The following is a 15,810-nucleotide window of genomic DNA, read 5'->3' on the forward strand; positions in this document are numbered from 1 at the left end:
GAACTATCTATCCTTTAGGAAAAGCAACAGCAACAAACATCAATGGTTTACATTCCATTCGTTTCTTTAACGAATAAGTAACCTTTACTACGAACAGTTTTAATACGTTTAGGGTTTTCAGGATCATCACCAATCTTCGGACGAATTCTTGAAATACGCACATCAATTGAACGATCTTGACCGTCATATTCAATACCACGTAGACGCTCAAAAATATCCTCACGAGACAAGATACGACCTGCATTGGAAGCAAGTAACCAAAGTAAATCATATTCTGCACTTGTAAAATCGACAAGCTCGCCATTTAGAGTGACTGAACGGCCACCATTGTCGATGACTAGATCGTCAAATTCAATACGTTGAGAAACTTCGTCTTCTGTTGTTTTGTCTGTACGACGCAGTAATGCACGAATACGTGCAAGTAACACACGAGGTTGTACAGGTTTAGCGACATAATCATCTGCACCCATTTCTAGACCAAGTACCTGATCCATATCTTCTGTACGTGCAGTCAACATTAGAATCGGTTGATGGTAATGAGGACGAATTTCACGACATACTGTTAGACCATCTGCTCCAGGAAGCATCACATCTAACACAACCATGTCTGGTTGTTCTGCAATAATTCGACGAATAGCACGATTACCATCAGGCTCAACACCGACTTCCAATCCATTACGAATTAAATATTCTTGAGTTAAACGTGCTAGTCGCTCATCATCTTCTACAATTAAAATCTTTGGTAACTTTTCTTCTTGGCTCATGTTAGCCCCCTTCTCATTTCTATATTTAGGCACCGATATTCAATCAGATACGCTATTTCATAATGAGCAATATACACATGTTTACATTGTAAACAAGATCATTTTCACCAAACTGATACATGAGAGATGTAATTTGTAATAAACACTCTAGTCATTGAAATTATTGAATTTATTTTTAAAATAGATCATATAAAAAAACTTATTAATTCAAAAAAATGAATAAAAAAGTTTAAGAATTAAATTAAATACATATAAAACAACAACTTAAACCATATAAATACTTTTATGCTTGATTCACTATCAGAATAAACTTTGTTCTTAAAAAATAAGAGAAATCACAAGATATACATAAAATAATATAAACCTGTCTGATAAGCACAAGTAAACCAATATCTTAACTCAATCTTAATCTTTTAAATGCCCAATAAAAAGCCAGCTTTAGAAGCTGGCTTTTTATCGTCTAGCAGATCAATATTACTTTTTCTTTTTCGGTCCAAGTAACATACCCATCTGACGACCTTCCATTTTTGGTGCTTGCTCAACAACGCCGATTTCAGCAACATCTGCCTCAATTTTTTGAAGCTGTACTAAACCGAGTTGTTGATGAGCCATTTCACGCCCACGGAAACGCAACGTAATTTTTACTTTGTTGCCATCCTCAAGGAATCGGATAATCGCACGTAATTTTACGTTGTAATCACCTACATCCGTACCTGGGCGTAATTTAATTTCTTTTACTTGCACTTGATGCTGTTTTTTCTTCGCATCTTTTTGCTTTTGTTTCAGGTCAAACAAGTGCTTGTTGTAATCCATGACTTTACAAACAGGTGGTTCAGCATTGGCAACAATTTCAACCAGATCAAGATCATCTTGCTCTGCAACACGAATTGCTTCAGTCAAAGCAACAATGCCTTTTTGCTCGCCATCGGCCCCAATTAAACGAACTTCTTTTGCACGAATTTCATCATTAATCGCAGGGCGATTAGTTTTACCACCTTGTTGGTTACGATCAGACTGTTTAATCTTTCTTACTCCACAATGTACCGGCCACGTTCGGCAACGGCTGTTTCCACTAAGTCAACGAAAGCATCGATTGACATAGTACCCAAATTTTTTCCTGAGCGCGTACGAACATTGACAGTGCCCTCTTCGACCTCACGGTCACCGAGCACGAGTAAATATGGAATGCGCTCTAGTGTACGTTCACGAATCTTAAATCCGATCTTTTCATTTCTCAAGTCAGAAATAGCGCGAAGACCACGCTCTTTAAGTTTTTTCACAACACCTTCACAAGCTTCAGCTTGCGTACCTGTAATATTCATTACACATACTTGTGTTGGAGATAACCATGGTGGCATAAAACCAGCATAGTGTTCAATAAGTATACCAATAAATCGTTCAAAACTACCAAGAATTGCACGATGCAACATGACTGGTTGGTCACGTTCATTGTCTTCTGTCACAAATGAAGCATCTAAACGTTCAGGTAGATTAAAGTCACACTGAATTGTACCACATTGCCAAATTCGGCCTAAACAGTCTTTTAAAGAAAATTCAATTTTTGGACCATAGAATGCGCCTTCACCTGGTTGAAGATCCCATGCCAAGCCTGCTTCATCTAAGGCATCAGCAAGTGACTTCTCTGCCAAATCCCAAAGTGCATCATCACCTACACGCTTTTCTGGACGTGTAGAAAGTTTCATTTGAACTTCTTCAAAACCAAAATCTTTATATACATCTAAAGTCAGTTTAATAAAGTCTGCAACTTCTTTACCAATTTGGTCTTTTGTACAGAAAATATGACCATCATCTTGAGTAAAGCCACGTACACGCATAATACCATGAAGTGAACCAGACGGTTCATTGCGATGACATGAGCCAAACTCTGCCATACGAATTGGTAATTCACGATAAGACTTCAAGCCTTGATTGAAAATTTGAACATGACACGGGCAGTTCATCGGTTTTACTGCATAATTTCTGCTTTCTGAATGTGTTGTAAACATATTCTCAGCATAGTTTGCTGCATGACCTGACTTTTCCCAAAGTACAAAATCGACAATCTGAGGCGTACGCACTTCTTGATAGCCATGATCTTTTTGCACCTTACGCATATATTGCTCAAGCGCTTGGTAAATTGTCCAACCATTTGGATGCCAGAACACCATACCAGGTGCTTCTTCTTGCATATGAAATAAGTCTAATGCTTTACCAATTTTACGGTGGTCACGCTTTTCTGCTTCTTCTATACGTTTAATATATGCAGCAAGTTGCTTTTTGTCTGCCCAAGCTGTGCCATAAATTCGTTGTAATTGCTCATTCTTAGCATCACCACGCCAATATGCACCAGAAAGTTTTGTTAACTTAAAAGATTTTAAAAATTTAGTATTTGGAACATGAGGACCACGGCACATGTCTACATATTCTTGATGATAATATAGCCCCATTGCTTTTTCTTCAGGCATATCATCGACTAGACGCAATTTATAATCTTCACCACGAGATTTAAATAACTCAATGACTTCAGCACGTGGTGTCATTTTTTTTATAACGTCATAATCTTGCGCAATCAAAGATTTCATACGCTCTTCAATTGCAGCCATATCATCTAATGTGAAAGGGCGTGGCATATATACGTCGTAGTAAAAGCCTTCTTCAATCACAGGGCCAATGACCATCTTGGCTTCAGGGAATAGCTGTTTTACAGCATGCCCAACAAGATGCGCACATGAGTGGCGGATAATTTCAACGCCTTCTTCATCTTTTGGTGTAATAATTTGAAGGGTTGAATCTTCAGAGATTAAATCACTTGCATCTACTAAACGGTCATTTACACGACCTGCAACAGTATTCTTTGCAAGACCCGGCCCAATACTCTGAGCAACGTCCATGACAGAAACTGCATGATCAAACTCTTTTTTATCGCCATTTGGCAATGTAATAATTGGCATAAGAAATCCTTAAGGAGTGATGCCCCATACAAAGGAGCATGTCACCGCGAGATTATGATCGAGGGAAACCTCAAAATATAAAAACGGTGGTTGTATAAAATTAAGGCAATAAGTTTACATCTATAAAGACTTTTTCGAAAGTATTGATATGAACTTATTACCAGTCAATGCTTCAGAAATTTGTACTTAGCCTTTGGCTTTTCCTTGATCTGAAAGTAATGCAACTTGTTGAACGTAATTTACAATTTTTTGACGCGCTTGCTCTAATTCATCTGGCGTTGCTTGTAAATTTTTATCGCGATGGTAACGAAGCACATGCTGACGCAATGTATGCTTCTCAGTGGCATTATATTTTTTGCTAAACTCATGCACTGCTGCATCACCTTGCTCGATTAAACGATCTACCCAACGTGTTAATAGAGCCTGCTGCTTGAGTCCTTGTTTTGGCGTAAGATAAGATAAAATAACAGCCTCATCTTCATTACGTAACAATTTTCCAATACGCTGAAATTGACGACGACGTGCTTCAAAAGAAGTAATTTCACGCACATCAAGTAAGGCGTCTATTAATCGATCTTCTACAGGCAATTGTCGAATCTGTTTTTCAGAGAGTTCAGCAAGTTGTTCACCTAGTGCAGCCATTCGCTGTACTGCACGTTTTTGCTCGCTTTTACTTGCACGCCCCTCTAATGATTCAAAATCTTCACTTGTATAACTTTTTTGCGGTCGACGTGCCACGATTAATCTGCCTCGTAAAATTTTGCTGCAAACAGAGCCTGTACTTCCGATACAGCCTGTTCTTCATCTGGTCCATCTACAACTAAACGTAATGTTGTTCCCTTACCTGCACCAAGCATCAATAATGCCATAATATTTTTAGCATCAATTAGCTTTTCACCTTTTCCGATTTGTATATTAGAACGGAACTTTGTAGTGACTTCAATAAGCTTACCAGATGCACGTGCATGCAAGCCAAGTTTGTTAATTACATCTACCGTTGTGTCAATCATGACCAGTGCTTCATTTCTCTGTGTAAAATTTGGATAGACCAGTTGGCTTCTAAAGCCTTCTTGAGTCTATCAACGATATAAACTGAACGGTGCTGACCACCAGTACATCCAATAGATACGGTTAAATAGTGACGGTGTCCCTCTGCAAAAGCTGGCAACCATTTATTTAAAAATGTATGAATGTCGTCATACATTTCATTGACTTGGTCGCTTTCCACAAGGAACTTTTGAACAGGCTCATCCAAACCAGATAATTTACGCAATTTTAAATCCCAATGTGGATTAGGCAAATGGCGTACATCAAATACATAATCTGCATCTAGAGGAATACCATGCTTATAACCAAAAGATTGCAAAATTAAGATGAGTTTATCTGACTGTCCAAGTTTAGATAGAAGTGTATGTTTTAAATCATGCACACTCTTATCCGTTGTATCAATATTTACAGTCGATCTTAGTTGGATAGGCAATAATAAACTTTTTTCTTCCTGAATGCATTCATTTAAGCTTTTACAACGACCACTCAGTGGATGTGGACGTCTTGAAGCACTAAATCTAGCAATCAGCTGACCATCGCTAGTACTCAAATAAATAACATCAACTGAGCCATGTTTTTTCAGCTGTTCAAAGACCGTATCAAACTCTTCTAGGTCTGCTTGTGTACTTCGAACATCGACACCTAAGGCCAATTGCTCAAGATTATTTTCATGGTCAAGTTTAGACACAATTTCAGGCAATAGTGCTAAAGGTAAGTTATCTATACAATAGTAGCCTAAATCTTCCAATACCTGTAGTGCAGAAGATTTTCCCGATCCAGATTGGCCTGTAACAATCAAAATACGCTTCATCACTATATCCTTGATATCGTATCTAAGTCGCGAAATGAACGATTAAATTATCTATTAAGCGTGTTTTACCAAGCTTTGCTGCTACAAATAACACAATATCTTGATTAAAATCAGTTATTGTCTGTAGTTCAGGTGTACGTGCCTCTACATAATCTATTTCGAAGCCATGAGCTTGTAAATGACTTCGCATATCTTCAAGCACGCTAGTTAACAATTCGCCTTGTTCTAAAGCACCTTTTGCATGCTGTAAACTTGCATAAATTTGAGGTGCTTTATTACGTTCTTCGGAAGTCAAATAACCATTTCTAGAGCTTAGCGCCAAACCATCTTCAGCACGTGTCGTAGGTACGCCAATCACTTCAAGTGGCATATTCAGATCACGTACCAATTGTTGCACGACAACCAATTGTTGAAAATCTTTTTGCCCAAAAAAAGCATAATTGGGCTGAACAATATTAAATAGCTTCGTTACGATTAAAGCAACGCCATCAAAATGACCAGGACGTGCATGGCCACATAAACCATCCGTAATATCTGTAACTTGAATATTAGTTTTTCTTGGTGCTTTTGCAAACATTTGCTCAACTGCAGGAGCAAAGATAATATCGCAACCAACATCTGCTAAAAGATGACTATCCTGCTCAAGCGTTCTTGGATAGCTATCAAAATCTTCATTTGGACCAAATTGAGTTGGATTCACAAAAATACTAACGACCACAAGGTCGCAAATTTTCTTTGCCTCACGAACAAGGTTTAAATGCCCTTCGTGCAAATTACCCATGGTTGGTACAAAACCAATGAGTTTTTTTGCATGTTTTGCTGGGCTTAATGACGCAGTAAGACCATGTATCGTGGTTTCCGTTTTCATGTTTACAACTCTACTCGAAATGTATGTTCAGCAGCTGGAAATTCCTGTTCTCTTACCGCTTGATGATAGGCCTGAAGCGCATTTAAAACCGCTTGGCTACCCGATTGCTCTACCATAAAATTACGTACAAATTTAGCCACGTGTCCGAACGTTAGTCCAAGCATATCTTGTACAACTAAAACCTGTCCATCTGTATCTGCACCCGCACCTATACCAATGACAGGAATATGCGGAAATTTTTCTGAAACTTCTTTACCAACTTGAGCAGGTACACACTCTAATAAAATAATCGCAGTACCTGCATCAACTAAAATTTGACATTCTTCAATTAAACGATCTGCAGCTTCACGTGTTTTCGCTTGTACTTTATACCCACCAAGCACATGAACCGACTGCGGTGTAAGCCCTAAATGCATACATACAGGTACACCATTACGTGTTAATGACTGTACTGTATCTGCTAGCCAAGCACCACCCTCAATTTTTATCATTTGGGCACCAGCTTGCATGACTTTCTTTGCATTTTTTAAAGCATCTTCTTTTGTGGCATATGCCATAAAAGGAAGGTCAGCCATAATAAAAGCATGCTGATTCGTACGACGGACACAAGCTGTATGGTAAGCAATATCATCAGTTTCAACAGGAATTGTAGAATCGTGACCTTGCATTGTCATGCCTAACGAGTCACCAATTAATATCGTATCAATCTCTGCAATTTCCATTGCTTTTGCCATACTTGCATCATAACAAGTTAAGCAAGAAAACTTACGGCCTTCTTTTTTAAAACGGCGTAAATCGCTTAAGCTAATCATTCTATCTCCTCACAACGAACAGCATATACTTTATAAAAGATATCGTTGTTTACTTTACCCACCAAGATGAGAGAGCAATAGGTTTAAGTGTACTATTTTTCACGACATCTAATTCTGATATACGCTGATTGTGCACTTTTATACTTTCATTTAAATCTAATAACGGTATAAGAACAAAATCTCGTTCTAACAGACCAATATGTGGAATCGTCAATCGTTCATCTGAAAAATGAACATCATCGTATAGCAAGAGATCTAAATCTAATGTTCTTTCACCCCAACGACGTAAGCGGACTCTTCCAGATTCATTTTCAATATGCTGTAGAACATCTAACAGTGCCAAAGGTTCTAGATCTGTCATCAATTCAAGTACAGCATTAAGATAATCTGGCTGATCTTGAGGTCCCATAGGAGGGGTTGAATATAACTGCGATATTCTTATATCCCCATATGCATGTAACTTAGCAACGGCTTCACTTAAAATCTCTTTTGAATCGCCTAAGTTACTTCCTAAACCAATATAGGTGGTTATCATTGCGTAGGCCCGAACACAACATGCTTCAGGTCACGTTGCACACGCTTACGCTTTAAGATTGGGTGTCGTTCATCAATTTCTATATTAGACGACGTATTTACTGCAGTTGTATTACCTTGAGAAGATGTTGCCACTCTTTTCGCTTTTGCACGTCTTGCACGACGTGAATTATTCTCTTGCTCAACAACCAATGGCTCTATAACAGAAGATTCAGTAGATACAGGAACTTCTTCGGCAACATCAGAAGATACCTTACGGCGTTTCTTCACACGTTGACGATTATACTTTGCTATTGCTGACTCTTTCTCATCTGTTGACATGTTCTGGTATATATCCCACCAGTAACCCATATCCTCAGTATTCACATCACCAGACTTCTCACGTAACAATAGAAAATCGAAACCGGCACGGAATCTTGCATGACTTGCCAAAGATTCAATCTGCTGAGGTTTAGGGTTCAATAATCTTGTTTGCATTTCCCAAACTTCACGAATAAAAGTTTCAGCGAATCGTGGAATAACAGTGCGGGTACATTGTCTTTTTAGAATATCGAGGCCAGCTTGAGCACGTGCTTCAGCAGGTACTAAACCTTTGTTTAAATAGAACTGTGTACGCTCTAAAAAGTTTTCCCATAACAATACAGCATAGAAAAATGCTGGATTAATGGTTTTTCCAACCTGTATTCTTTGGTCTGTATTCTTCGCTGCAAGCGTAATAAATGGCGTTAAATTCGGCTTAATGTCTGCAAAAAGTTGTTTCCACACACCAAAGTCAATTAATAACGGTAAAATACGTTGTAACTGCCCCATCGTAAATAATTTTTGGGATTCATCATAAAGTCGATGTGGAGAAACATCTCTAAGTAACATTGCCGTTTCAGCATTAAAAACATTTAAAATCTCTTCAGAAATCTTAAAGTCAAGTTTTGCTGCAAAACGTAAAGTACGCAACATGCGAACAGGATCTTCTTCAAAGCGTTTTGCTGGATCGCCAAGTAAACGCAGTGTTTTACTTTTTATGTCGGCAATGGCATTGCAAAAGTCTAAAACAATCCCTTTTCTTGGCTGATAATACATGGCATTAATTGAAAAATCTCTTCGAGCAAAGTCTTGCTCAATGGTTCCCCAATTATTATCTCGTAGTATCATTCCCTGAGCACTAGTCACCTCTTTTTTAGGAGGTGCACGAAAAGTAGCTACTTCAATAAGGTCTCGTCCAATATAAACATGTGCGAGTTCAAATCGACGACCAATAATCCGACAACGACGACCAAAAACTGCTTTTACCTGTGCTGGTGTTGCATTGGTCACCGCATCGAAGTCTTTAGGATTTAATCCAAGCATTAAATCACGAACACCACCACCAACGATGTATGCTTCGTAACCAGCCTTACTGAGAGCATCAATCACTTCAATGATTGAAGGGGGTAATTTCTTAATGGATAAACCATATTTTGACGCGCGTAAAGTGTGCAAAAGACGCTCTCTCCTACGTCTGTAATGAATATTTTAATAACTGTTGCCCATAATTGAGCATTGCCCTTTTCAAGGACAATTTGCAGTATCTTATACTAAGCGAGAAACACTGTGAAACACTTTTACATAACATTTTTCACAAAAAACCTATCTATGAATATTTGTTTTCAAAATCATATTATTGATTTTATTTATTTTCTATGACCTTTGCTTGTTCCCACAACTCATCCATTTCTTTTAAAGTCATCTCGTCCATACTTTTATTTTGTGCGGTTGCATGTTCTTCAATAAACGCAAATCGATTCCGAAATTTAGATGTTGTCAACAATAAAGACATTTCACTTGAAAGATTAAGCTTCCTTCCTACATTAATAAGTGCAAATAGACAGTCTCCAAACTCAGCCTGAATATCCGCTTGTTGTTGACGACGTATCGCTTCTTTAAGCTCATTTAACTCTTCATCGACCTTTAAAAATGCATCATCTATATTCTCAAAATCAAAGCCCACGGAAGCTGCTCTCTCTTGAATTTCTTGTGCTTGCTGTAGCGATGGGCCATGCTTTACATCTGAAAGCTTTGAAGAAGAAATATTGTTATCAGACTTTTCTTGTTTTTTTATAGTCTGCCATAACAGCCTTACCTCCTCCTCTGAAAGATGATCAAATTTTTCCTTTTGAAAGACATGAGGATGCCGACGAATTAACTTTTGTGTCAACGTATCTACGACAGCATTAAAATCAAACTCGCCTTGCTCAGAATACATTTGCGATTGAAAAACAACTTGTAGAAGTAGATCGCCCAGTTCACTTTTAATATTCTCTATATTTCCTGAGCGAACAGCATCTTCTACTTCATAAGCTTCTTCAATTGCATATTTTGTGAGACTCTTTGGAGTTTGTTTTTTATCCCATGGGCATTCTTGACGCAATACGCTCATCACTTCAAGCAACTGATTTAAAGGCATAACTCTCTCAAATAAAGAGCCAGAAAAGACTGGCTCGTTTAACTAATTTCCTTGTACAAGACGACGCGCGCTAATAATACCTGGTTGCTGTTCCAATCTCGCTAAAAGTCGAGACAACTGAGCAAGACCTTTTACCTCAATAAGCAACTTCATATTCGCAATACCATCGTTTTCTGAAACAGTATTTACTTGGCGAATATTAATTTGGTCAGCAAAAATAACTTGCGTCAGATCTCTGAGTAATCCTCTTCGATCATAAGCTTCTACGACAATTTGAATACTTTGACCACGTGTCGGCTGTAACTCCCAGTCAGCATCTACAGCACGTTCTGGTTCTTGAGTAATCATACGGTTGTAATCAGGGCAACCCTTTTTATGAATACTTACACCACGGTTCAACGTGATATAGCCACAAATCATCTCACCATGAACAGGTTGGCAACACTGTGCGACGTGTAGCTCTACATTATCTAAACCATCGATTAAAATACCATGAGCCGAAAGTGTATGACTCGCACGTGGATTCAGTGCAGGTTTTAAAATCAACTCTGGCTCATCTTGGTCTAGATTCATATGTCTATTCACCTGATTCATCAGGCCATGAAGACTAATATCACCACTCACTAAACCAATAAGAATGTCATCTCCGCACTTGACATTAAAGTGTGAGCAATATTCATTTAGATCAATACTTTTCGGATGAATCGCAAGACGTTGTAATTCTTTCGTGAGTAATTCTCGTCCCACTTCCAGATTTTTGCTACGATCCTGTTGTCTAAACCAATGACGTAATTTATCTCTTGCACGTGAAGTTCGAATATATCCAAGAGAGCTCACCAACCAATCTCGATTGGGATCACGATCTTTTTTTGTTAAGATCTCGACTTGCTCACCTGTTTTCAAAGTATAGGTTAGCGGCACATACCTTTGATTCACACGTGCTGCATAGCAATGATTTCCAACTTCAGTATGAACATGATATGCAAAATCTAGTACTGTTGAGCCGCGTGGTAGCTCTTTAATATCACCATCGCGACTAAACACATAAATCTTTTCAAAGTCTTCAAAATCTTGAATTTTCTCAAAGTCATCATCTTCTTCATCTTTTGCATGTGCACTTGCTTCATTACGCTCTTGGTAATGTTCAAGTACTGCACGTAATGAATGTAAACGATGGTTAAAAGAGAAGTCTGTTGCTTTGCCACCTTCTTTGTAATTAAAGTGAGAACATACACCTAGCTCTGCTTCTTCATGCATCTCATGCGTACGTACTTGTATTTCCAAAGACTTATTTTCTGCAATAACTGCAGTATGTAATGAGCGATAACCATTTGCTTTAGGGTTAGTAATATAATCATCAAATTGATGTGGAATATGCCTCCAAATCTGATGAACAATTCCTAAAACGTGATAGCACTCTGGAACCGTATTTACCAGCACACGTAATGCACGAATATCATATAGTTGGTCGAAACTAAGGTTTTTACTCTTCATTTTTCGATAAATCGAATAAATATGTTTAACACGACCACTAATATCAGCAGTTATATTAATTTTTCCGAGTTCACCTTTAAGTTGCTCAACTACAGATTCAATGTAATGTTCTCGCTCTAGACGTTTTTCATTAAGTAGCTTTGCAATTTCTTTGTACCGATCAGGTGCAAGGTAACGGAATGCAAGATCCTCTAATTCCCATTTTAGTTGAGCAATCCCCAACCTATGTGCGAGAGGTGAATAAATAGTCAAAATCTCTCGAGCAACACGTTCTTGGCGCTCTTTCGGAGAGTTTGCAAGCTCACGCAACTCAAATGTACGTTCTGCAAGTTTAATCAATACCACACGCACATCTTCGGTCACAGAAATAAGCATTTTATAAATGCCAGTGAGATGTTCTCGCTTATTGTTATTAAAATGGTCTTCTAAACGTTTATTTTTTTCAATCAGGTCTGACAATTTACCCATCGCCAGTGTACCCTGAACAAGCTCTAAAACTTCTTGTCCATAGTATTCGGTGACTTCCTCTAAAGAGGTTAAGCCTTCACGTACACTTCGATACAACATCGCAGCAATGAGTGTTGCTTCATCTACATAAAGATGCGCCAAGATATCTGCAATACCAATACCTGTAGTAAAAGTATTATTTCTCCCCGGCTTCTCTATTTTTAAGCCTTTATCTAACGTGCGATGTGCAACTTCTTCGAGTTGAATTAGCTCTGCATCTGTTTGCTGCCTCACACGATTTAACCACTCGGCTAAATCCTGCTGTTGTAAGGCATGCTCTACAGCCGTTTCTTCTGACAACTGAGTGAGTCTCTCAGGTAACTGCTCACGTACCGTGACCATACCCATCTCCTATAATTATGTTATTCACTTTCGTTGCAACGCTGTTCTATTTTTTCAAAAAGAGTAATTGATTCAACATGACTGGTATGCATAAACATATCCATTACTCCTGCTTTTCTTAATTGGTAACCATGTTGTACCAAAATGCCAGTATCCCTTGCCAAAGTTGCAGGGTCACATGAAATATATACAATTCTTTTTGCAGAAAAATTTGCAATATAATGCATCACTTGCTCAGCACCCGCACGAGGAGGATCTATTAATAATGCATCAAAGCCTTCTTTCGCCCAAGATTGTTGTGAGAAATCTTTGGTTAAATCCTGTGAGTAAAAGTGAGCATGTGTAATCTCATTTAACTGTGCATTTCTTTGACCACGCTTGACCATGTCTTCACTTCCTTCAACAGCCACTACTTTGCCTGTATCACCAACACATCGCGCCAAAGGTAAAGAAAAGTTCCCCAAACCACAAAATAAATCTAACACATGCTCACCTTGCTTTAGGTCAAGCAATTTACATGCCAATGAAATCATTTTCTGATTTACCTCAGCATTTACTTGCGTAAAGTCTGTAGGTAGAAATTCTAATTTCAAATTGAATTCGGGCAGTGTATAGAATAACCCAGTTTCATCTTTTTTATTTGTATAAACTTCATGAGCCGTTTCAGGCCCCTGAGGTTGTAAATAAAGCTTCCAACCCTTTTTCTCTGTAAACGTTATTAATTTAGAGAGATCAGATGAAGACACATTGGCAGTATGACGAACCAACAAAGCAATGCGTTTATCACCCATACTTAATTCAATATGTCCGATATGGTTTTTTGCATCTAACCCTTGCAATACTGCTCTTATTTCAGGAAGTGCTGTATTCAATTCTATATTTAAAACAGGACAATGATTAATATTAACCAAACGATTACTTTGTCGCTCTCGAAAACCCATCATCAGCTTTTTCGGTTTATCTAAATAGCGAATACCGACACGTGCGCGACGACGATAATCTTCTCGGCTACCTCGAATAGAAGATAGCCACTCCACAGGCTCCACACCAGCAAAGTGTTGAAAATGAGATTGCAATACATCTCGTTTAAAACGGATCTGCTCGTTTGCTTCCATATGTTGCAAACTACAACCACCACATACTTTAAAGTGATCACAAATTGGTAAGACACGATGCTTAGAGGGTGCCCCAATCACATCAATCGTATCGCCTTCTTCAAATCGCTTACTTTGCCGAGTAATATTAACACTCACTCTTTCATTCGGTAATGCAAATTGAATAAAGACTTTTTTTCCTTGTTTATCTGCTGGATGCTCAGCATGATTTGTATAATGAGCTATTCCTCGTCCTTCATGCGACAATGATTCGACATCAAACGTATACTGAGATGCGAATACCTTGTTCAAACGGGGTTTGGCAATATTTTTCAAAACTGAACCTAATTATTTAAGGAAAAATGTTGAACTGAAAGTCGTACTTTGTGCACTATGTTCCCAGTCCTTTAAAAATTGCTGATGTTTGGATAAATTGGTCAGATATTCTATGGTTTGTTGCACTGCTTTCAAATGGTCAATTGATGACAATTGTCCTTTTAATAAGCTCCATCGCAAATAAATTAGCCACGTATTTAGAACATCGCCTTCACAGTATGCCTCTAGCTGATCCCAAGCATTTTTTTGAATATATGAAGAAATATGCTCACTTATTTTTTCACGCTTTCCAGGCAATCCTAAAAATTGAGCAACATCATCTAATTTCTGAAAATTTCGACCATTAAATACAGCCATCACATCCATTAAATCGACATGTTGATGGTGGTATCTATTCTGATAATTACTAAAACGACGTTGCTGATTCAACTCACCTTGATCAAACAAATTTGGTGCAGATAAACCATGATATAAAGCACGATAAGAAATCACGGGTAAGTCAAACTGTAGACCATTCCAGCTTACTAAGACTGGACGACGTTTTTGAAAAATAGATAAAAATTTCTGTAAAATTTCTGTTTCAGTATTGTCATTCTGACTAAAAGAAAAGAGTCGAAAACCTTTTTCATCTACCCATAAACCAGAGATACAGACAATTTCATGCAAAGGTAATCTTTGAAAATCTGTACCTGATTCCTGACGACGCAATTTTGTTAAAGCGTGTCCAACATCTTCTTCAGATAAACCTTCTAAACCATGAAGGTGTGCACCTGCTTTTAAGTCAGTTACTGTTTCAATATCAAATACAAGAACAGGTAAACGCATTTTTTTCCCTATTGCTTATCTTGAACTGAAAATAAACCAGTCGACAAATAACGATCTCCACGATCACATACAATACATACAATCACAGCATCTGGATTCTCTTTCGCAATTTGTAATGCTGCCCAGACCGAACCACCGGACGATGTACCTGCAAAAATGCCTTCTGTTTTGGCCAATTGACGCATGGTCACTTCTGCATTGTCTTGCGCAATGTCTATAACACGATCTACACGTTCATGCTCAAAAATTGTAGGTAAATATGCTTCTGGCCAGCGACGAATACCTGCAATGCTTGCGCCCTCTTCTGGTTGTAATCCAATAATTTGAATATCTGGATTTTTTTCTTTTAAATACTTAGATACGCCCATAATGGTTCCAGTTGTTCCCATAGAGCTCACAAAGTGTGTCACCTGACCACCTGTTTGTTGCCAAATTTCTGGCCCAGTCGTGAGATAGTGCGCTTGAACATTGTCTGGATTACCAAATTGGTTTAATACAAACCCCTGTCCTTCTTCTTGCATTTTTAAAGCAAGATCGCGTGCGCCTTCCATTCCTTGTTGCTGAGTTACTTCAATTAATTCAGCACCATATGCTAGCATGGCATCTTTACGCTCTTGGCTCATATTGTCTGGCATAATAAGCTTAATGCGATAACCACGCATAGCAGCGACCATTGCAAGAGCAATACCTGTATTTCCACTGGTGGCTTCTATTAATGTATCCCCAGGCTGAATATCCCCTCGTTTTTCTGCTTGTATAATCATATTATAAGCAGGACGATCTTTTACAGAACCTGCAGGATTATTCCCTTCAAGCTTAGCAAGTACAATTGCCTTGGTATCTTTTCCAAGTCGTTGTAGCCTAACTAAAGGGGTCTTTCCAACAGAATGATCTAATAAAAAATCGTCAGAAAAAAAGTCTGGAATATTGTCACTCATAGTATGTACCTGTTTTTAGGTGTGCTTATTGTATGAAAAAAATAATC

General features: G+C 38.2%; 15 protein-coding genes. All 15 read right to left on the reverse strand.

All coding sequences use genetic code 11. The features are described 5' to 3' along the window. Window positions 1–47: 47 nt before the first annotated feature. On the reverse strand, window positions 48–764 hold the full coding sequence (bfmR, locus tag OZX61_RS09310) for a response regulator transcription factor BfmR (RefSeq protein WP_023272737.1): 717 nt from the start codon (window positions 762–764) through the stop codon (window positions 48–50). Window positions 765–1,238: 474 nt separating this feature from the next. Next, window positions 1,239–1,787, reverse strand: a complete 549-nt coding sequence (gene infC, locus OZX61_RS09315) for a translation initiation factor IF-3 (RefSeq protein WP_195771171.1) — start codon at window positions 1,785–1,787, stop codon at window positions 1,239–1,241. A gap of 5 nt (window positions 1,788–1,792) precedes the next feature. Beyond that, a complete protein-coding gene (gene thrS, locus OZX61_RS09320) occupies window positions 1,793–3,715 on the reverse strand; it encodes a threonine--tRNA ligase (protein ID WP_195771048.1) in 1,923 nt (640 codons plus the stop codon). A 186-nt stretch (window positions 3,716–3,901) separates the two neighbouring features. Then, a complete protein-coding gene (gene yjgA / locus OZX61_RS09325; RefSeq protein ID WP_195771047.1) occupies window positions 3,902–4,453 on the reverse strand; it encodes a ribosome biogenesis factor YjgA in 552 nt (183 codons plus the stop codon). A gap of 2 nt (window positions 4,454–4,455) precedes the next feature. Beyond that, window positions 4,456–4,725: an HPr family phosphocarrier protein gene (locus tag OZX61_RS09330; RefSeq protein ID WP_195771046.1), complete on the reverse strand. Its 270-nt coding sequence runs from the start codon at window positions 4,723–4,725 to the stop codon at window positions 4,456–4,458. Further along, window positions 4,722–5,573, reverse strand: coding sequence for an RNase adapter RapZ (gene rapZ, locus OZX61_RS09335; RefSeq protein ID WP_195771045.1), 852 nt, complete (start codon window positions 5,571–5,573; stop codon window positions 4,722–4,724). The genes OZX61_RS09330 and rapZ overlap by 4 nt, the downstream gene beginning before the upstream one ends. A 22-nt stretch (window positions 5,574–5,595) precedes the next feature. After that, on the reverse strand, window positions 5,596–6,441 hold the full coding sequence (panC, locus tag OZX61_RS09340; RefSeq protein ID WP_277094631.1) for a pantoate--beta-alanine ligase: 846 nt from the start codon (window positions 6,439–6,441) through the stop codon (window positions 5,596–5,598). Between the two features lie 2 nt (window positions 6,442–6,443). Beyond that, window positions 6,444–7,253, reverse strand: coding sequence for a 3-methyl-2-oxobutanoate hydroxymethyltransferase (panB, locus tag OZX61_RS09345; RefSeq protein ID WP_277094632.1), 810 nt, complete (start codon window positions 7,251–7,253; stop codon window positions 6,444–6,446). 49 nt (window positions 7,254–7,302) lie between these two features. After that, window positions 7,303–7,788 (reverse strand): 2-amino-4-hydroxy-6-hydroxymethyldihydropteridine diphosphokinase, encoded by a 486-nt coding sequence (gene folK / locus OZX61_RS09350; protein WP_277094633.1) that lies wholly within the window; start codon window positions 7,786–7,788, stop codon window positions 7,303–7,305. Further along, window positions 7,785–9,263: a polynucleotide adenylyltransferase PcnB gene (gene pcnB, locus OZX61_RS09355; protein WP_277094634.1), complete on the reverse strand. Its 1,479-nt coding sequence runs from the start codon at window positions 9,261–9,263 to the stop codon at window positions 7,785–7,787. The genes folK and pcnB overlap by 4 nt, the downstream gene beginning before the upstream one ends. Window positions 9,264–9,450: 187 nt before the next feature. Further along, window positions 9,451–10,227 carry a nucleoside triphosphate pyrophosphohydrolase gene (gene mazG / locus OZX61_RS09360; RefSeq protein ID WP_277094635.1) on the reverse strand — a complete coding sequence of 259 codons (777 nt, stop codon included), beginning with the start codon at window positions 10,225–10,227 and terminating at the stop codon, window positions 9,451–9,453. Between the two features lie 42 nt (window positions 10,228–10,269). After that, window positions 10,270–12,570: a bifunctional (p)ppGpp synthetase/guanosine-3',5'-bis(diphosphate) 3'-pyrophosphohydrolase gene (locus OZX61_RS09365; protein ID WP_195771039.1), complete on the reverse strand. Its 2,301-nt coding sequence runs from the start codon at window positions 12,568–12,570 to the stop codon at window positions 10,270–10,272. 20 nt (window positions 12,571–12,590) lie between these two features. Then, window positions 12,591–14,000, reverse strand: a complete 1,410-nt coding sequence (gene rlmD, locus OZX61_RS09370; protein WP_195771038.1) for a 23S rRNA (uracil(1939)-C(5))-methyltransferase RlmD — start codon at window positions 13,998–14,000, stop codon at window positions 12,591–12,593. A gap of 12 nt (window positions 14,001–14,012) precedes the next feature. Then, entirely contained in the window at window positions 14,013–14,825 is an 813-nt protein-coding gene (locus tag OZX61_RS09375) for a 3'-5' exonuclease (protein WP_195771037.1), read from the reverse strand. An 8-nt stretch (window positions 14,826–14,833) separates the two neighbouring features. After that, the gene (gene cysM, locus OZX61_RS09380) at window positions 14,834–15,763 is read right to left on the reverse strand and encodes a cysteine synthase CysM (RefSeq protein ID WP_277094636.1); all 930 of its coding nucleotides are present in this window, start codon (window positions 15,761–15,763) and stop codon (window positions 14,834–14,836) included. Window positions 15,764–15,810: the final 47 nt, after the last annotated feature.

The organism is Acinetobacter sp. ESL0695 (assembly GCF_029392135.1).
GTDB classification, from domain to species: Bacteria; Pseudomonadota; Gammaproteobacteria; order Pseudomonadales; family Moraxellaceae; genus Acinetobacter; species Acinetobacter pollinis.